Origin of the sequence: Mesorhizobium sp. M1078 (assembly GCF_040318615.1) — a bacterium.
GTDB lineage: Bacteria > Pseudomonadota > Alphaproteobacteria > Rhizobiales > Rhizobiaceae > Mesorhizobium.
Genome location: NZ_JAMYMP010000037.1, coordinates 22,523 through 39,658, shown reverse-complemented (window position 1 = coordinate 39,658; position 17,136 = coordinate 22,523). Strand labels below are relative to the sequence as shown.

General features: G+C 63.6%; 15 protein-coding genes. 8 read left to right on the top strand and 7 right to left on the bottom strand.

Features of this window, described 5'->3' with window-relative positions; all coding sequences use genetic code 11:
• The first annotated feature begins 23 nt into the window (after positions 1–23).
• The 5 genes from NKH38_RS28630 (at position 24) to NKH38_RS28610 (ending at position 5,346) form a co-directional block, all read left to right on the top strand.
• Positions 24–1,520 (top strand): sugar ABC transporter ATP-binding protein, encoded by a 1,497-nt coding sequence (locus NKH38_RS28630; protein WP_050589234.1) that lies wholly within the window; start codon positions 24–26, stop codon positions 1,518–1,520.
• Positions 1,517–2,509, top strand: a complete 993-nt coding sequence (locus tag NKH38_RS28625; protein ID WP_023710139.1) for an ABC transporter permease subunit — start codon at positions 1,517–1,519, stop codon at positions 2,507–2,509. The genes NKH38_RS28630 and NKH38_RS28625 overlap by 4 nt, the downstream gene beginning before the upstream one ends.
• A gap of 76 nt (positions 2,510–2,585) precedes the next feature.
• Positions 2,586–3,524, top strand: coding sequence for an ABC transporter substrate-binding protein (locus NKH38_RS28620; protein ID WP_023670567.1), 939 nt, complete (start codon positions 2,586–2,588; stop codon positions 3,522–3,524).
• 66 nt (positions 3,525–3,590) lie between these two features.
• Positions 3,591–4,484 (top strand): sugar phosphate isomerase/epimerase family protein, encoded by an 894-nt coding sequence (locus NKH38_RS28615; protein ID WP_023729088.1) that lies wholly within the window; start codon positions 3,591–3,593, stop codon positions 4,482–4,484.
• A gap of 619 nt (positions 4,485–5,103) precedes the next feature.
• On the top strand, positions 5,104–5,346 hold the full coding sequence (locus tag NKH38_RS28610) for a DUF768 domain-containing protein (protein WP_023670565.1): 243 nt from the start codon (positions 5,104–5,106) through the stop codon (positions 5,344–5,346).
• A 33-nt stretch (positions 5,347–5,379) separates the two neighbouring features.
• Here the strand turns inward: NKH38_RS28610 and NKH38_RS28605 are convergent, their stop codons facing one another.
• Both NKH38_RS28605 and xseA read right to left on the bottom strand, forming a co-directional pair.
• Entirely contained in the window at positions 5,380–6,498 is a 1,119-nt protein-coding gene (locus tag NKH38_RS28605; protein WP_352764838.1) for a DmpA family aminopeptidase, read from the bottom strand.
• 8 nt (positions 6,499–6,506) lie between these two features.
• Complete coding sequence (gene xseA / locus NKH38_RS28600; protein WP_352764835.1) at positions 6,507–8,180, bottom strand: exodeoxyribonuclease VII large subunit; 1,674 nt, start codon at positions 8,178–8,180, stop codon at positions 6,507–6,509.
• 91 nt (positions 8,181–8,271) lie between these two features.
• On the opposite strand from xseA, the gene NKH38_RS28595 reads away from it, so the two are divergent.
• Complete coding sequence (locus tag NKH38_RS28595) at positions 8,272–10,470, top strand: bifunctional diguanylate cyclase/phosphodiesterase (protein WP_023723354.1); 2,199 nt, start codon at positions 8,272–8,274, stop codon at positions 10,468–10,470.
• 6 nt (positions 10,471–10,476) lie between these two features.
• Here the strand turns inward: NKH38_RS28595 and NKH38_RS28590 are convergent, their stop codons facing one another.
• Entirely contained in the window at positions 10,477–11,433 is a 957-nt protein-coding gene (locus NKH38_RS28590) for a LysR substrate-binding domain-containing protein (RefSeq protein ID WP_023695095.1), read from the bottom strand.
• Positions 11,434–11,611: 178 nt separating this feature from the next.
• On the opposite strand from NKH38_RS28590, the gene NKH38_RS28585 reads away from it, so the two are divergent.
• Positions 11,612–11,902, top strand: a complete 291-nt coding sequence (locus tag NKH38_RS28585) for a DUF1127 domain-containing protein (protein ID WP_023670560.1) — start codon at positions 11,612–11,614, stop codon at positions 11,900–11,902.
• Positions 11,903–12,126: 224 nt separating this feature from the next.
• Here the strand turns inward: NKH38_RS28585 and NKH38_RS28580 are convergent, their stop codons facing one another.
• The 4 genes from NKH38_RS28580 to NKH38_RS28565 all read right to left on the bottom strand — a co-directional run bounded on the left by NKH38_RS28580 (position 12,127) and on the right by NKH38_RS28565 (position 16,180).
• Positions 12,127–13,188: a DUF937 domain-containing protein gene (locus NKH38_RS28580; protein WP_352764832.1), complete on the bottom strand. Its 1,062-nt coding sequence runs from the start codon at positions 13,186–13,188 to the stop codon at positions 12,127–12,129.
• 90 nt (positions 13,189–13,278) lie between these two features.
• On the bottom strand, positions 13,279–14,652 hold the full coding sequence (locus NKH38_RS28575) for a glutamate--cysteine ligase (protein WP_023710134.1): 1,374 nt from the start codon (positions 14,650–14,652) through the stop codon (positions 13,279–13,281).
• A gap of 114 nt (positions 14,653–14,766) precedes the next feature.
• Positions 14,767–15,501 carry a 16S rRNA (uracil(1498)-N(3))-methyltransferase gene (locus NKH38_RS28570; RefSeq protein ID WP_352764829.1) on the bottom strand — a complete coding sequence of 245 codons (735 nt, stop codon included), beginning with the start codon at positions 15,499–15,501 and terminating at the stop codon, positions 14,767–14,769.
• A 31-nt stretch (positions 15,502–15,532) separates the two neighbouring features.
• On the bottom strand, positions 15,533–16,180 hold the full coding sequence (locus NKH38_RS28565) for a hypothetical protein (RefSeq protein ID WP_023692351.1): 648 nt from the start codon (positions 16,178–16,180) through the stop codon (positions 15,533–15,535).
• A gap of 86 nt (positions 16,181–16,266) precedes the next feature.
• Here NKH38_RS28565 and NKH38_RS28560 point away from each other — a divergent pair, with 86 nt between their 5' ends.
• Entirely contained in the window at positions 16,267–16,965 is a 699-nt protein-coding gene (locus NKH38_RS28560) for a type 1 glutamine amidotransferase (RefSeq protein WP_352764826.1), read from the top strand.
• Positions 16,966–17,136 lie beyond the last annotated feature (171 nt).

Genomic DNA, 17,136 nt, shown 5'->3' with positions numbered 1-17,136 from the left:
TCACGCGCCAGCCAGTGCTGGAAATGCGGCACATCTCGAAGACGTTCGGGCCAGTCCGCGCCTTGCAGGACGTGTCGCTGACCGTCCATGCCGGCGAAGTCCATGCGCTGATGGGTGAAAACGGTGCCGGCAAGTCGACTTTGATGAAGGTGCTGTCCGGCGCCTATCGGCCTGATGCCGGCGGCGAGATACTGATTGACGGCGTGCCGGTCGCCACCGGCGACCCGATCAAGGCGCGGGCTCACGGCATTGCGGTTATCTACCAGGAACTGTCGCTGGCGCCCAACCTGACGGTCGCGCAGAACATCTTCCTCGGCAATGAGCCGAGGCGTTTCGGCATCGTCGACCGCGACCAATGCTACCAGCGCAGCAATGAGATCATCAAGCGTCTCGGCGTGTCCTTCTCCGCACGGGCCCACGTTTCCAGCCTGTCGCTCGGCGAGCGTCAGCTGGTCGAAATCGCCCGCGCGCTTTCGACCAGCGCGCGCATCATTGTCATGGACGAGCCAACCACCTCGCTGACCTCGCGCGAGACCGACCGTCTGTTCGAGGTCATCGCGACGCTGAAGTCGCAAGGCATCGCCATCATCTACATCAGCCACCGCATGGAAGAGGTCTACCAGTTGGCCGACCGCGTCAGCGTGCTGCGCGACAGCGGCTATGTCGGCACACTCGAGCGCGCCGAGCTGAACGCCTCGCGCCTCGTCTCGATGATGGTTGGCCGCGACCTGTCGGCTTTTTACAGGAAGGATCATCGCCCGCCGGACAGCAAGCGCGCGGTCGCGTTGTCGGTGCGCGGCATGGCAGACGGCAATCTCCTGAAGAACTGCTCCTTCGAACTGTACAAGGGCGAGGTGCTGGCTCTGGCTGGCCTTGTCGGCTCGGGCCGCACCGAACTCGCGCGACTGATCTTCGGTGCCGACAGACGCATCGCCGGCACGCTGGAACTCGACGGCAAGCCAGTAACCATCGGCTCGCCAAGCGAGGCACTGAATGCCGGCATCGCCTATCTCACCGAAGACCGCAAGGAACTCGGCCTGTTTCTCGACATGTCGATATCCGACAACATCAGCATGGGCGTGCTGGCTAGGGATGCGCGGCCCGGCGGCTTGCGCGATTTCAAAGCCGCCGAGAGACGTGCTGCCACGGCCGTTTCGGATCTCTCCATCCGCACCAGGTCGGTACAGGCCAATGCCGGTTCGCTGTCGGGCGGCAACCAGCAGAAAGTGTTGCTTGCCCGCCTGCTCGAGACCGAGCCGCAAGTGGTCATCCTGGATGAACCGACGCGCGGCGTCGATGTCGGAGCGAAGTCGGAAATCTACCGGCTGATCGACAATCTCGCCAAAAAGGGCATCGCCATCCTGATGATCTCCAGCGAACTGCCGGAGGTGATCGGCGTCGCCGACCGGGTGCTGGTAATGCGCGACGGCACGATCGCCGGCGAGGTGACGGCGTCCAAAGACCAGCCGCTGCGCCAGGAAGCAATCATGGAACTTGCAACGGGAGCGGCCAAGGGATGACCGACAAGGCGACCGAGATCAGTGGCCAGGCTGTCGGCAGGAGCCGGCGGTTGCGCACCGCCTTCGCCGCCCTTGGCATGCTGCCGATCCTGATCCTGCTGGCGGTCGGCTTTCAGTTGATGAACGCGCGCTTCTTCACCCAGACCAATTTGCTGATCGTCATGCAGCAATCGTCGATCAACATTGTGCTGGCAGCGGGCATGACCTTCGTCATCCTGACCGGCGGGATCGACCTGTCCGTTGGCTCGATACTTGCCGCCTCGGCGATGGTGGCGGTGATGGTGTCGCTGGTGCCTGATTGGGGACTGCTGGGCGTGCCGGCGGCCATTCTCGTCGGCCTCGGCTTCGGCGTCATCAACGGGCTGCTGATCGCCTATATCAGACTGCCGCCCTTCATCGTCACGCTGGGGTCGCTGACCGCTGTGCGCGGCGTCGCCCGCCTGCTCGGCCAGGACACCACGGTGTTCAACTCGGACCTGCCGTTCGACTTCATCGGCAACGGTACGCTGTTCGGCATTCCCTGGCTGGTCATCATCGCCTTGTCGGTCGTGGTGCTGTCCTGGCTGGTGCTCAAGCGCACCGTGCTCGGCACCTGGATCTATGCCGTCGGCGGCAATGCCGAAGCGGCGCGGCTGACCGGCATCAAGGTGCCGCTGGTGCTGCTCTTTGTCTATGGCGTTTCCGGCCTGCTGGCCGGCCTTGGCGGCGCCATGTCAGCGGCCCGGCTCTATGCGGCCAACGGGCTGCAGCTTGGGCAGTCTTACGAACTCGACGCCATTGCCGCGGTCATTCTCGGCGGCACCAGCTTCGTCGGCGGCGTCGGCTCGATCTGGGGTACGCTGATCGGTGGCCTGATCATAGCGGTGCTCTCCAACGGGCTTATCTTGGCCGGTGTCTCGGACATCTGGCAGTACATCATCAAGGGATTGGTCATCATCGTGGCAGTCGCCCTCGACCGCTACAGGCTCCAGGCAGGAGCGAGAACGTGATTGACCTTGGTCGCCGGCGTAAACGACCGGTTTGTGTAACGCACCGTGAGAGGCGCGGGGCAATTGGAGGAAAGCAATGAAGACCATCGCTAAACTGCTCTGCGGCGTCGCACTCGCGGCTGCCGCCATCGCGCCCGCATCGGCCAAGGACCTCAACAAGGTCGGCATCTCGGTCGGCCTGCTCGGCAACCCCTTCTTCGTCGCCACCATCAAGGGCATCGAGGACGCGGCCAAGAAGATCAACCCAAAGGTCGAGGTAACCTCAGTGTCGGCCGACTACGACCTCAACAAGCAGGTCTCTCAGGTCGATTCCTTCATCGCCGCCGGGGTCGACGTGATCATGCTCAATGCGGTCGATGCCAAGGCGATCGGCCCGGCGGTGAAGAAGGCGCAAGCAGCGGGCATCGTCGTTGCCGCCTTCGACGTCTCGGCGCCAGGCGCCGACGTCACCGTCATGACCAACAACGTCAAGGCCGGCGAAGAGGCCTGCCAGTATCTGGTCGACCACACCGGCGGCAAGGGCGACTACGTTATCCTCAACGGCCCGGCGTCGTCGTCGATCCTGGAGCGGGTGAAGGGCTGCAAGGACGTCCTTGCAAAACACCCCGACATCAAGATCCTCTCCGACGACCAGAATGCCGAAGGCTCGCGCGACGGCGGCCTGAAGGTCTTCCAGTCGCTGCTCACCCGCTTCGACAAGATCGATGCGGTGTTTGCCATCAACGATCCGACGGCGATCGGCGCCCAGCTTGCGGCCAAGCAGCTCAATCGCTCGGAGTTCATCTTCACCGCAGTGGATGGCGCTCCCGATATCGAGAAGGAACTCGCTTCCGGCACCTCGATGATCAAGGCCTCGGCTTCGCAGGATCCCTACGTGATGGCTGGCCAGTCGCTGACGATGGCGGCTGAGCTGCTTGCCGGCAAGAAGCCGGCGGAGCCGACCGTGCTGCTCGACCCGAAGCTGATCACGGCCGAGAACCTGAAAGACTACAAGGGCTGGACCGCAGCCCGCTAAGCCTCCCAAGGCCGATGCGGCCGGGGCAACCCGGCCGCATCTCAATTCCAGAAACGGGAGACGATCATGTCGCGCATCGGTATTCATTCGTTCGTCTGGTCGGCGAGTTCGGCGCAAGGCGACCTCGAACGCACGCTGGCCAACACCAGAGAGGCCGGCTTCGACCTGATCGAGTTCTCCTATCTTGACCCGGCCAATGTCGACGTTGGCGGGTTGGCCAGGCGCATCGCCGACCTCAAGCTCGGCGTCGCGATCAGCATCGGCCTGCCGGCCGACGGCGACATTTCGAGTGCCGACAAGGCGGTTGCCGCGCGCGGCGTCGAGATCCTCAACGAGACGATCGCGCTCACCCGCGATCTCGGCGGCCAGAAAATTGGCGGCATCCTCAGTACCAGCCACGGCTTGCAGACGCAGGCGCCGACGCGCGATCAGTGGAACCGCAGCGCGGGGACACTTGCGAAGGTTGCGGAGACGGCCAAGTCCGCCGGCGTCACGCTCAATCTGGAGATCGTCAATCGCTTCGAAAGCAATCTGCTCAACACCGCTTCACAAGGCCTGGCCTTCATCGCGGACACCGGCTCCGACAACATCTTCCTGCATCTCGATACCTTCCACATGAACATCGAGGAGGCCGATGTCGGACTGGCTATCCGCCATGCCGCTGACAAGATCGGTTATGTCCATATCGGCGAGAGCCATCGCGGTTTCCTCGGCACCGGCAATATCGACTTTGCCGCCATCTTCGATGCGCTGACCGCAATCGGCTATAGGGACGACCTCAGCTTTGAATCCTTCTCGTCGAAGATCGTTGACGAGAACCTGTCACGGAAGACCGCGATCTGGCGCAATCTGTGGGCCGACAATATGGAACTGGCCCGGCATGCGCGCGCCTTCATCGCAATCGGGTTGGAGACGGCGCAGCGGAAGGCAGAGCTTGTCGCATCGAGACATCGTCCTTAGCAGGAGCGCGCTGCCAAAGCGCCAATGTTGTCGTTCATCCGGCCCGCGCCTTACGTGCAAGGAATCGACGTCGGAGGCGCTGAGTGTGGCGGAGGCAGTCGAGCGGGGTGACGCTGACGAGAGCTTTCTGATTTTGGCCACGAAACGCAATAAATCAACATTTTCATACGCCCTCCGGGGCCATCCAATCTCCATACTGGACGGGGATGACGTTTGACACAGCGCGGCGGAAAGAAGCAGGATAGCTGATAGAGTCGACATCGCATAATGATGTCACTATATAGCGGCGGCTTCGACCGTGTAGCTGTGGCGGTGTACCACGAAGCAGCAGAAAATGTGTTACGCGTTGTGATCCCTATTGTGATACAAATCGGCCGTCGACAGCAGGAAAAGATCGTAAGAACAACAGCATAGAGCCGAAGCCGATCCCGGCCAACGTACCACTCTATCAAACAATCAGAACGTGCTCATTGAACCCTTCCCTTCATTCGGCTCTTCGGACCTCCGACAAGATCAACTTGCCGGGCGAAGCCGACTCGGTTCGAATGGCAGCATGCATCCTTTACCGGGTGCGGACGTTTACGGTTACCAACCGGCATAGCCGCCAGGGAAAAGCAGTATGAGTGAACATGCGATCGAGTTCTTGCGCGGATGGATCGGTGAAAAGGTCCACTGCCAGCACTCGCCGGTAAAGATCGAGAAGCAGGCCGAGACCCTCGCCAAGGAGTGCGCGGCCAAGGCCGCTGAGGTCGGCATTCCGCTGGAAGATATCCAGGAAGAAGTCGGCGACATCCAGGAACTGATCGCATCGCGGCTCGAAGAGGCGGCCGAGGCCGACCAGAGCAACGCGGCCAAACCGTGACGCAACAGGCCTGGTGCCGCCAGGCCTTGTCCTCTATCCAAATCGATCTTTCAGCCAGGCCTTCGGCAGCGCCGGCACGAAATTGCCGTCGCGTCCGCTCATATCCTCATTGGCGACCATTGCATTGAGGATCGCCTCCTCTACGCCTTGCGCCACCGCATCGAAGAACGGATCGATATCGACGTCCGGGATGTAAGCGACGTTTGCGGTTCGTCCCGATGGTGCAAGTGCTGCTTGCGGATTGGCGGTGGTGAAGGCCAGAAAAATGTCGCCCGAACTGTGGTAGCCGAAGCCGCCTGTCATGGCGATGCCGAGCGGCACGCGCTTTGCCAGCCGCTTCATCTGGTGCGGCAGAAATGGCGCATCGGTGGCGACGATGGCGATGATCGAGCCCTTTTCGGCACGCGGCGTGCCTTCGCGCATCGCCGGCTCTACCAGATCAGGCCCGACGCGGGCGCCGCGCAGTGTGAAATTGCGCCGCTTGCCGAAATTCGCCTGCACGAATACGCCGACCGTATGCCTGATGCCCTGCCACTCGACGATGCGCGATGCCGTGCCCGAGCCGGCCTTGAAGCCAAAGGCAATCATGCCGGTGCCGCCGCCGACACTGCCTTCCTCGATCGCTCCACCGGCGGCACCGTCGAGCGCGGCTTCGACATCTTCGAAGCCGACGTGATAACCGTTGATGTCGTTGAGGAAACCGTCATAGGTCTCCGCCGCAACCGGCAGGCCCCAGCCGCTGTCGAGCGCCGCCGGCAGCACGCGTTGCATCCAGCGCAGCGTGCCGTCGCGGGTGACGCCGCAGGAATGCGTGTTGGTGATCGTGACGGGCAGGTTGAAGGCGCCGACTTCCTCGATAATGTGCGACCCCGTCAACTCGCCATTGCCGTTCTGGCTGAAGACACCGGCAAACACCGGCGTGGCGAGCTCAGCCAACGGCCGCGGCAGGATGGCGGTGACGCCGGTGCGCACCGGCCCCGTGCCAACCTCGAGCAGACCCTCGCCGGAAATCAGCGTCGCATAGCCGACTGATACGCCGGGCACATCAGTGATGGTGTTGAAGCCGCCCGGCGTGCCCTCGAAGGCAATGCCGAAAGCACGGGCGCGCGGCTTGCCCGCCGGCGTTTGAAGATGCGGGTCATGTCCGGTCATGCGGTCCTCTAAAAAAGCGAGCCCTGATTGCCCGGTTCTTTCGGTTTGCTGGCCGCCGGCTTTGCGGCGGGTTTGCTGGCGGGCGGCGTGGCCGCTGGTTTGGCAACGGCCTGCACCCGCTCGGCGTCGCCGGTCGCGACTGCATTTACGGTGCCGTCGGCGAACTCCAGCTGCAGGCCAGCGCCCGGCGCCACATCAACTGCCAGTTTGATCACCGCGCCGTCGGCATCCTTGACCAGCGCGAAGCCGCGCGCCAGCACAGCCTTGTGCGACAGCGTTGCCATCAGCCTCTCGGATTGGACGATGCGGCCGCGCAGTCGCTCCAGCCTGAGCAGTACCGCTTGCGTGCCGCGTCTCGTCAAAGCCGTCAGAAGATGCCTCTGCACGGTTTGCCGCCGTGCCGTTGGCTCGATCGTAATGCGGCCTTGCAGCAAAGCCAGTTGCTGCCTGTGCCGTTGCAGGGATGCTTTCGCACATTTTGGCAACTGATCCGCCGCACGATTCAACTCCGCGCGCCGGGCTCTCGCCAATGCGCGCAGCGCCCCTTGGGCGCGCAAAAGGTTGCGGTCGTTGGTGCGTCGCGCCTCGGCAATCCGCCGGGACAGCGTTGCCGGAGTGAGCTTCACGGCGAAGAACCGAGCTTGCTTTCTTTCGGTGGAGACCATCAGCCCCCGGCTAAGCCGGCTGGCCGCCTCGTCCAGCCGCCGTCGCGGCAGCGCCAGCAACTGGTCGGGCGAGGGCAGCGCGCGGGCGGCCGCACGCGAGGCCTGCCGCTTGCGTTCGAAATTGCGCAAGGTAGCTGCTTTGAGCCGTGCGCCAAGACTGGCTAGTGTCGCTTCGAGGTCCGCTTTCACCGGCACCGCGATCTCCGCCGCACCTGTCGGCGTCGGTGCCCGCATGTCGGCGACGAGATCGATCAAGGTCCAGTCGGTCTCGTGGCCGACGGCCGAAATCACCGGGATGCGCGAGGCAGCGACGGCGCGCGCCAGCCCTTCATCGTTGAACCCCCAGAGGTCCTCGAGGCTGCCGCCGCCGCGCGCCACGATCAGAAGGTCGGGCGGCACGATCGCTCCATCCCAGGCCAGCGCGTTGAAGCCGTTGACGGCCGCCGTCACTTCCGCCCCCGCCGTCTCGCCCTGGACTCTTACCGGCCAGACCAGCACATGCAGCGGAAAGCGGTCCTTGATGCGATGGATGATGTCACGGATCACCGATCCGGTCGGCGAGGTGACGACGCCGATGGTGCGCGGCATGAACGGCAGCCGCCGCTTGCGGCCGGCATCGAAAAGTCCTTCGGCCTGCAGTCGCCGCTTGCGCTCTTCCAAAAGCGCCATCAGCGCCCCGGCGCCGGCGGGTTCTAGATTGTCGATGACGATCTGGTAGTTGGATTTGCCGGGATAGGTGGTGAGTTTGCCGGTGGCGATCACCTCCATCCCCTCTTCGGGACGGAATTTCAGCCGGCTCATCGTGCCTTTCCAGACCACGGCATCGAGCCGCGCGCGGTCGTCCTTCAGGGTGAAATAGGCATGGCCGGAAGAGTGCGGCCCGCGATAGCCGGAAATTTCGCCGCGCACCCGCACATGGCCGAAGACATCCTCGACCGTGCGCTTCAGCGCGCCGGAAATCTCGCTCACCGTGTATTCGGTGGCATTGGTTCGTGAATCGGATTCTGCGTCGCTCATCGGCCGATTGAGCGGCTGTTGTCGCTCCGCGTCAAGATTCCATAACTTGATCTTAAGCCTGGCCTGATTGACTCTGGGCCAAGGAGGACGCATGAGCGCCCGCAAACAACGCAGCCCGTTGACGTTCCAGGTCACCCTGACGGTGCTGACGCTTGCCGTTTTTGCACTGGCCATCGTTGTCGGCTTCGGCCTTTACGCCACCATGCAGGCCGACCGGGTCTCGCTCGAGCGGGAGAAGGTTTTCCTTGCCAACGGCCTGCAGGACCAGATCGCCGCGGTAAAGCGCGAGCAGGAAAGCGTCGCCGTCTGGGATGATTCCGTTATAAACGCCAAGGCCGGCAACCAGACCTGGATGGCCGAGAATTTCAGCGTCTGGATGTACTCGTATTACGGCCACAACCGGGTCTATGTGCTGGACAACGCCAACCGGCCGGTCCACGCCATGCGCGAAGGCAAGGTCGTGTCGCCTGCCGTCTTTGGCGAGGACGAACCCGCTTTGCGGCCGACCATCGCCAGGTTGCGCCAGATGATGAGCAAGGACGCAAGCCAGGCCGGCGCAAAATTCGTTGCCGACGATCTGGTCTCGCTTGGCGGTCAGCCTGCCATACTCAGCGTCATGCCTCTGGTGCCGAGTTCGGATCGCGTCACCCAGGCATCCGGCAGCGAATATCTGCATGTCTCCATAGAGTTCATCAACGACGCGGTGATCGGCAAGATCGCGCAGAAATATCTGCTGGCGGGGGCGCATCTCCTGCCGATGGCTCAGCCGCTTGGCTCGGCTGCCATTCCGCTTATCGACAAACAGGGTGTCATCCTCGGCTATATTGCCTGGGACCAGGAACGGCCCGGCCTGACGCTGGTGGGCAAGGCCAGCCCGGCCCTGGCTCTGGCCGCGCTGGTTGCGGCGAGCGTGCTCGCCTTTCTGCTCCGGCGTCTGCGCCGTGCGTCATCGGCGCTGCAGACCAGCCAGGCCCAGGCGCAATATCTCGCCTTTCACGACACGCTCACCGGCCTGCCCAACCGGGCACTGTTCGAGGACAGGCTGCGGCGTGCCTTGCTTACCTCCGGCAATGAAAGCAAGGTCGCGCTGCTTTATCTCGATCTAGATCGCTTCAAGCATGTCAACGACACGCTTGGTCACCCGGCAGGCGACGAACTCGTGCGCCAGACGGCGGCCAGGCTTCAGCATACGGTTCGCGACGTCGACACGGTGGCAAGACTGGGTGGCGACGAATTCGCGGTGATCCTGATCGATGTCCGCGACGTAAGGAACGCCGAGGATATTTCCGAGAGGGTGCTGCAGAAACTGCAGGAGCCGTTCAAGCTGATGGACGATCAGGTCTTTATCAGCGCCAGCATCGGCATAGCCTTGTCGACAGGCCCTGATGCCGACGCAGACGATCTGCTGCGCAAGGCCGACATCGCGCTCTACGAAGCCAAGAAGAACGGCCGTGGCCGCTACCAGGTCTTCGCCGGCGACATGGACGACCTTTTGCTGCGCAAGCGCAAGGTCGAGAGCGAGCTGCGCAGCGCGCTGAATGGCGGCACCGGTATCAAGCTCGCCTACCAGCCGGTCTTTGCCAGCGACGGCAAGACCATTGTCGGCGCCGAGGCGCTGATCCGCTGGGCGCATGAGGTCCATGGCGCACTGCCGGCGGCGCAGTTCATCGCCATCGCCGAGGAACGCGGCATGATCGGGCAGCTCGGCGCATGGGCCCTGCTGGAAGCCTGCCGCTTCGCCGTGAAGACCAAACTGCCGTGGCTCGCCGTCAATGTCTCGCCGCTGCAATTGCGCGACGCCGGCTTTGCCGAAGAGGTTGCCTCGATCCTCGCCGAAACCGGACTGGCGCCGAAGCGCCTGCAGCTCGAAATCACCGAAAACGTTCTCTTGGAAAACAACGACACCACCAGAGCGGCTCTGGCAGCCTTGCGCCAGTCGGGCGTCGGCATTGTGCTCGACGATTTCGGCACCGGCTATTCGTCGCTGAGCTATCTGCGCCGCCATGCCATCGACAAGCTCAAGATCGACCGCTCCTTCGTGCGGCTTCTCGACGGCGACGGCAATTCGGGCGCCATCGTCAAGGCGCTGATCGATCTCGCCGGCGCGCTCAAGGTCGAGGTCACCGCCGAGGGCGTAGAGACCGAGGTGCAAAAGGCGCTGCTGGTCGCCATGGGCTGCCAGCAGCTGCAGGGCTACCTCTTGTCGCCGCCGCTGGAGCCGGCGCAATTGGTGGCGCTGCCCGGCCTGTCGTCGGCCAACGCAACGACGGAGGCGGCAGCGTCGGCCTGATCGTTCCTACCAGCCAGGCAGGATCTGGTTCGGCTTGCTCCGCTTCATCTTGGCGAAGGCGAGCGAGGCGAAATCGAAGCTTCCCGTTTCTTCGCCGAGCGGCACGGAAATATTGTCGAGGCTTTCCGAGATGTGTCGGGCCAGAGCGTCGACGATTTCGGGACGCGAGGTCTGGCCGCGCATGATGCCGATGCGGCAGTCGGGCAGGGCGCCAAAACCGTCGGCTTCGCCCAGCACTCGCATGCCGGGCCGCAGCGCGCATTCCGGCAGCACCGAGATCGCCAGCCCCGACAGCACCGCGGCGGTGATGACGGTGGCCGAGAAGCTGGTGAACAGGATTCGATAGTCGCGGTTTTGCCGGTCGAGCACATCGACGGCGGCGCGCCGCCAGATGCAGTTCGGCCGGCCGAAGGCCATCGGCAGCACTTCCTGTTCGTGCGTGGCATGGTTGGCCGAGGTCACCCATAGCAGCGGCTCGCGCCGCACCACTTCCGACTGGCCGCGCGTATCGTTGTGCGTCACCAGCGCAAGATCGAGATTGCCGCGCTTGATATGCTCGACCAAGCCTGGCGTAGGCTCGCAGATGACGGTCAGTTCGACGCGCGGGTTTGACCGTGTGAAGCGTGCCATGATTTCGGGCAGGAACCGGTCGGCATAGTCGTCGGGGGTGCCGATGCGGATGGTGCCTTCGAGCCGCTGGTCATCAAAGGCGGCCAGCGTTTCGCGGTTGAGATAGAGCAGGCGGCGCGCGTAGGAGAGCAGCTTGTCGCCTTCCTCAGTCAGCCTGTTGGTGCGGCCGTCCTTTTCGAACAGCGGCTTGCCGATCCGCTCTTCCAGCCGGCGCATCTGCATCGACACCGCCGATTGCGTGCGCAGCACTTCCTCGGCCGCGCGGGTAAAGCTGCCGGTATCGGCAATCGAGATGAAGGTCTGCAACTGGTCGAGATCGAGTGGCGCTTTCATCGGTCCAATCCATCACTAGCGTTGATGCTAAAGATTAGAAACATTCGTTGGATTAATCAATCGGTGCGTGGCAAATTCACATTGTCCACATGAAAGCATGTGAATCGAGACCGGAACGGCCGCTGTCCCCAGCGCCGATCGCCTGGTCTTGTCCAGTTCGAGTCTGAAGGAGACCGACATGACCACGTTTGATTTCGCCACCGAGACCTCGCGCATCACCTCGCGTCCGGCCGTTGCGACGCGCGTGGCCAACACCCTTCTCAATGCCTACCAGGCCTGGAAAAATCGCCGGGCCTTCTATCGCCTCGGCGAGATGTCGGACGCCGAACTCGCCGATATCGGCCTGACGCGCGCGGACCTCCATGTCGCCATCGATGTGCCGTTCGGCGCCGATCCGACCGTGAAGCTGCGTGCGATTGCGAGCGATCGTGCCGATACGATCGAAGATCTCGCCCGCCAGATAGCGTGATATCGGGCGCATTGTTTCGGTTGCCGTGAACCTTTCTCAGGCTCGCCGCGACCAACGAGTATAGCAGGCTCCCCACTCCCTGCCGGTTCCCCGCCGGCCAGCCTGCACACTGGCCCGGTCCTCCTCCAGGACCGGGCTTTTTCTTTTAAAGCTCCGTCGTCATCGTGCGGTCTGCGCCGCGTCGCTTCGTTCCTTGCTCCGAAGCCGCGAAGGTCAGCGCCCAACTACCGCCGGTCCATGTCCCGCTTGAACTCGTCGAAGATCGTTTCCACGCCCTTCTGATAGTCGTCGCGCTGCTGGGCGCCGGTCTCGAACATCTTGCCGAAAATATCGTCGAACGGATTGCGTGGCCTGCCGCTCGGATTGGCCTGCGGTTGCGGCGCCTGGCGCTCCTGCGGTGCCTGTCGCGGCTGGGGTGCTTGCGGCTGCTGCGGCGCCGGCTGCCCACCGGGCCGGCCGAAGCCGCCACCACCGCCTTGCCGCATCATCTCTTCAAAAATCTTGCCCAGCGGGTTATCGCCGTAAGGGCTCTGCGTCTGTTGCGGCTGTGTTGGCTGCTGCGGCCGGCCCTGCGGTTGCTGTGCCGCGCCACCGCCGAACATGTCCTGCAGCACCTTGCCCAGCGGATTGTCGCCATAGGGGTTGGGCGCCTGGTGCGGCTGGCTTTGCGGCTGTTGGACGCCGCCGCCGAACATGTCCTGCAGCACTTTGCCCAGCGGGTTCTCACCGTAAGGATTGGGTGCTGGCTGCGGCGCAGGCTGTGCCCCGCCGCCCGCCTGCCGCATCATCTGTTCGATGATCTCGCCGAGCGGATTGCTGCCACCGCCGAAGCCACCGGCGGCCTGCATCTGACTTCCGGTCAACTGGTTTGTCGTCTGTTTGAATAATCCGCCCATCACCATCGAAGCGATGGCCGGCAGCATCTGCTGCAAGATCTGCTGGCTGACGCCGGTCGCCTGCGCGGCTTGGCTGGCCACCGCGCGCGACAGCTCCTTCGAGCCGAACAGATGACCCAGAATGCCATTGCCCTCATTGACGCCTTGCGGTGAGAAAGCCCTGGTCGCGTCCTCGAAATATTTGGCGTGCTGGCCGCTCGCCATCGCCGTCATGAAGGCGCCGAGCCCATAGGGATCGGCGGTGTTGCGTTGCAACCCTTGCGAGAAGGCCGGCAGCAGAGCGGTGACAGCCGCCTGCGTCTGCTGCATGGAAAGCCCGTACTGCTGGGCAAGCGCCTGCATGCCGTTGCCGTTCTGCGCCTGCGCCAATATGTCGAACAAGGTAGGCATCGGTTTCTCCTCCGGGAAATCCTCGAGGGAGAACCTAGTTCGTTTCGATGTTCGATTGAAGCGGCTTTTGCCGCTGCTCAAGGCGCGACGCTAATACGCATATTCCATGAACACCGGCTCGATCGAGCCGCCCCAGCGCGTGTGGTAGGCCGACAGCATTTCCTCGGCACTGGTGGTACCGCGCGCCACGACTTCGTCCAGCGTGTTGAGGAACGAGGTCTCGTCATAGCCGTCGCGGTTCTTCCTGCCGCGATTTTTCAGCCCAAGGCGCGAAATGGTCATTACATCGCGGCCGATCTCACGCAACGTCGTGTTGCGGAACGGCGCGGAAATGCCTTGTTCCGGCACCGCATTGCGCATCGCCAGCGTTTCTTCATAGGTCCAGCTCGAAGTCAGCGCCTCGGCGGCGTCGAGCGCGGCCTCGTCATAAAGCAGCCCGACCCAGAAGGCCGGCAGCGCGCAGATGCGGCGCCACGGCCCGCCATCGGCGCCGCGCATTTCGAGGAAGCGCTTCAGCCTGACGTCAGGGAACAGGGTCGACAGATGGTTCGCCCAGTCGCCCATGGTCGGCAGTCCGTCCGGTACTTCATTGCGGGCAGCGCCGGCCATGAACTGGCGGAAGGTGATGTGCGTCATGTCGTGATAGTGGCCGTCGCGGATGACGAAGTACATCGGCACGTCGAGCGCCCATTCGACATAGTCGGCAAAGCCGAACTCGGGCGAGAAGCAGAATTCGAGCAGGCCCGAGCGCTGGTTGTCGGTGTCGCGCCAGATGTCGCCGCGCCAGCTCTGCAGCCCGTTCGGCCGGCTGTCGGTGAAGGGCGAGTTGGCAAACAGCGCCGTCGACAGTGGCTGCAGCTTCAGCGACACCTGCATCTTGCGGCGCATGTCGGCTTCGCTTTCGAAGTCGAGGTTCACCTGGATGGTGCAGGTGCGATACATCATGTCGAGACCCTTGGTCCCGACCTTGGGCATGTAGCGGGTCATGATTTCGTAGCGCGATTTCGGCATTTTCGGCGTCTCGGCGAGCGACCATTTCGGACTGCCGCCGAGGCCGAGAAAGCGGATGCCCATCGGCTCGGCGATCTCGCGGACCTGCGCCAGATGCGCATTGCCCTCCCGGCAGGTCTGGTGGATCGTTTCCAGCGGCGCGCCCGACAGCTCGAACTGGCCACCAGGCTCCAGCGAGATCGCGCCCTGTCCGGTCGGCTCGACCAGGCCGATGATGCGGCCGTCATCGATGATCGGGTCCCAGCCGAGCTTTTGCTGCATGCCTTCGAGGATGGCGCGGATGCCGCGCTCGCCGCCATAGGGCACCGGCGCGTTCCCGTCGACATAGAAGGGGAACTTCTCGTGCTCGGTCCCGATGCGCCACTTGTCGCGCGGCTTGTTGCCTTCGGCCAGATGCTCGACCAGTTCGTCGATGCCTTCGATTGCCCGGAAATCGGTTGTGTCGCGCGCCATGGGGCCCCCTCTGCGGCTCTCGGAGCCCGCCGGCGCTAAATGGACGAAATGTCAGCAGCCGATCAAGCGAAAAATCCTGAGCCACAGGTCAACAGGAATTGATCTTTACGCTTCTTACCAGTCTCCGACCGTCGCCTGCATCACCGCAAGCGCCGCTACAGCTGCTGTGTCAGCGCGCAGGATGCGCGGTCCGAGCGGGATGGCAGTGACGAAGGGGAGCGCCCGCAGCATCTTTCGTTCGTCGTCGGAAAAGCCGCCTTCCGGTCCGACCAGCAGCGCCAGCTTCTTCTCCGGCACCGCCTGCAATGCCGGCAGCGGATTGTTGGTCGAGGCGTCCTCGTCGCAGAAGATCAGTCGCCGCTCCTTGTCCCAGCGGGAGAGCAGACGCTCGAATTTCTCGGCTTCTCGCACTTCCGGCACCGCCAGTATGCCGCATTGCTCGGCCGCCTCGACGACATTGGCGCGCAGCCGGTCGATGGAGGGTTTTGCCACTTGCGTGTGCTGGGTGATCACCGGCTGCAGGATGCCGGCGCCCATCTCCACCGCCTTCTGCACGAGATAGTCGAGCCGGCCCTGTTTCAGCGGCGCAAAGCAATAGATCAGGTCAGGCAGGGGCGGTTGCGGTCTCTGCGAGGCCAGCACCTTCAGCCGCACCGCCCTTTTCGACCTGGTGGCAATCGCCGCCGACCACTCGCCGTCGCGGCCGTTGAAGACCAGGATCTCGGCGCCTTCGCCGAGCCGCAGCACATGCGTGAGATAATGGCTCTGCTGCTGGCCGGCATCGAATTCGATGCCTGCCGCGAGGTCGTCCGGCACGAACAGCCGCTGCATCTTGTAATTGGCGCGCATCGCCGAGGAATGGGGGAGGCGGTGCCTGGCGTCAAGTCTCGGCGGAACGATGCCACACCGGTTCAAAACCGTGCCGCAGCACCGAAACGGTCGTGGCCGGTGTGAGCAGGCGCAGCGACCGGCCGGCAAGGCTGTCGAAGGCCGCCGCATCGCCATAGCCTGCGAACGACCAGGGCAGCGCGTTGCCGCCGCGCAGCGCATAGGCCGAGCCGCCATCCGCGATCATCGCTCCGTCCGGCAATTCGGCAAGCTCTCCCATGGTGACATCAGGTGGCTTGCCGCCGGAAGCCAGCCGCTCCTTGTGCAGCCGCTTGTCCACCATTGGCGCGCGCGGTTCGTTTACACCGAAGACTTTGCCGAAACGCCCGACAAAATCCGTGGCTCGCTCACGCCGGCAATAGAAACAGGGACGGTGCCCGGCGGCCAGCGCCGTCACCTCGTCGAGGAAGAACAACTCGGTCCAGCCGGCCCTGCCGCCCGGCCTGTTCCTGCCCATCGGCTCGCGCCGCACATTGCGGAATTGGCAGACGCAGATGATCCAGGCCGGCAAGGCCCAACGCTTTTTCAGCAGCGTCTTGGTCTCAGGATCGTGGATGATGCCGCGATTGCCGGTGAACAGGCCGCGCTCGGATATGGCATGGATGGCGCCGAACGGATCGACCCGGTTCTGCAGTGGCATAGCTCTCTCCCGAATACGCATCTTGGCTGCAAAACGGGCGACATGATATCGCTCGTCGCGTCATTTCATGTCAGCAGGGTTTTGCGATGCGGGTGCTGGTGGTCCAGAACTACGACAACACCGGCCTTGGCCAGGTTGGTGCCGCGCTCGCCGAAGCCGGCGCCGATCTCGACCTGCGCCGGCCCTACAAGGGCGATGCGCTGCCGGACGACGCGACCGGACACGATGCCATGGTGATGCTTGGCGGCGGTCAGAATGCGCTGGCCGACGATGACTACCCGTATTTCCCGGCGCTGCTCGAACTGACCCGCGATTTCGCCGCCAAGGATCGCTCGGTTCTCGGTATCTGCCTGGGCAGCCAGTTGGTTGCCCGCACTTTCGGCGGTGAGAACCAGATCGGCGCCGCCTCGGAATTCGGCTGGCACAAGGTATCGCTGACGCCGGACGCCAGAACCGATCCGGTGCTTGGCGCACTTCCCCAGGATTTCCCCATCTTCGAATGGCACGAGGACACTTTCGCGCTGCCGTCAAATGCGGTGCGGCTTGCCGGCAGCGAAATTGCTGAGAACCAGGCGTTCCGTATCGGCCGCGCCGTCTACGGCTTCCAGTTCCATTTCGAGGCCGACCGGCCGATGGTGAGGGACTGGAGCACGTCCTTCGCGCCGCTGATTGCCGATCGCCATCCCGACTGGCACGATCGCCTCGACAGCGAAATGGCTCTCAACGGCCCCGAGGCTGATGCCGCGGGCTTGGCCATTGCCCGCGCCTGGGTGGCGACGATCTGAACCCAGCCAACGCGCGGCCGTTGCATAATTGGCACGCGGCGGGGAATCTGCCGGGGACAACTTCTTTCGTCCTTGGTTTGTGGCCGAACGCTATCCTACAAGGCGCGCGCTATGCATCGGCAATGCAACCGCGATGAACCTTCTGTGTGATCCGCGCGACACACCGCCGAT

Bases quoted from the DNA above. Each gene is read 5' to 3' on its own strand.
- NKH38_RS28585 (WP_023670560.1), top strand. From the start codon at position 11,612: ATGACCACGTTTGATTTCGCCACCGAGACCTCGCGCATCACCTCGCGT.
- NKH38_RS28560 (WP_352764826.1), top strand. From the start codon at position 16,267: ATGCGGGTGCTGGTGGTCCAGAACTACGACAACACCGGCCTTGGCCAG.
- NKH38_RS28565 (WP_023692351.1), bottom strand. From the start codon at position 16,180: ATGCCACTGCAGAACCGGGTCGATCCGTTCGGCGCCATCCATGCCATA.
- NKH38_RS28620 (WP_023670567.1), top strand. From the start codon at position 2,586: ATGAAGACCATCGCTAAACTGCTCTGCGGCGTCGCACTCGCGGCTGCC.
- NKH38_RS28595 (WP_023723354.1), top strand. From the start codon at position 8,272: ATGAGCGCCCGCAAACAACGCAGCCCGTTGACGTTCCAGGTCACCCTG.
- NKH38_RS28605 (WP_352764838.1), bottom strand. From the start codon at position 6,498: ATGACCGGACATGACCCGCATCTTCAAACGCCGGCGGGCAAGCCGCGC.
- NKH38_RS28570 (WP_352764829.1), bottom strand. From the start codon at position 15,501: ATGCGCGCCAATTACAAGATGCAGCGGCTGTTCGTGCCGGACGACCTC.
- NKH38_RS28615 (WP_023729088.1), top strand. From the start codon at position 3,591: ATGTCGCGCATCGGTATTCATTCGTTCGTCTGGTCGGCGAGTTCGGCG.
- NKH38_RS28580 (WP_352764832.1), bottom strand. From the start codon at position 13,188: ATGCCTACCTTGTTCGACATATTGGCGCAGGCGCAGAACGGCAACGGC.
- NKH38_RS28630 (WP_050589234.1), top strand. From the start codon at position 24: ATGCGGCACATCTCGAAGACGTTCGGGCCAGTCCGCGCCTTGCAGGAC.
- xseA (WP_352764835.1), bottom strand. From the start codon at position 8,180: ATGAGCGACGCAGAATCCGATTCACGAACCAATGCCACCGAATACACG.
- NKH38_RS28625 (WP_023710139.1), top strand. From the start codon at position 1,517: ATGACCGACAAGGCGACCGAGATCAGTGGCCAGGCTGTCGGCAGGAGC.
- NKH38_RS28610 (WP_023670565.1), top strand. From the start codon at position 5,104: ATGAGTGAACATGCGATCGAGTTCTTGCGCGGATGGATCGGTGAAAAG.
- NKH38_RS28575 (WP_023710134.1), bottom strand. From the start codon at position 14,652: ATGGCGCGCGACACAACCGATTTCCGGGCAATCGAAGGCATCGACGAA.
- NKH38_RS28590 (WP_023695095.1), bottom strand. From the start codon at position 11,433: ATGAAAGCGCCACTCGATCTCGACCAGTTGCAGACCTTCATCTCGATT.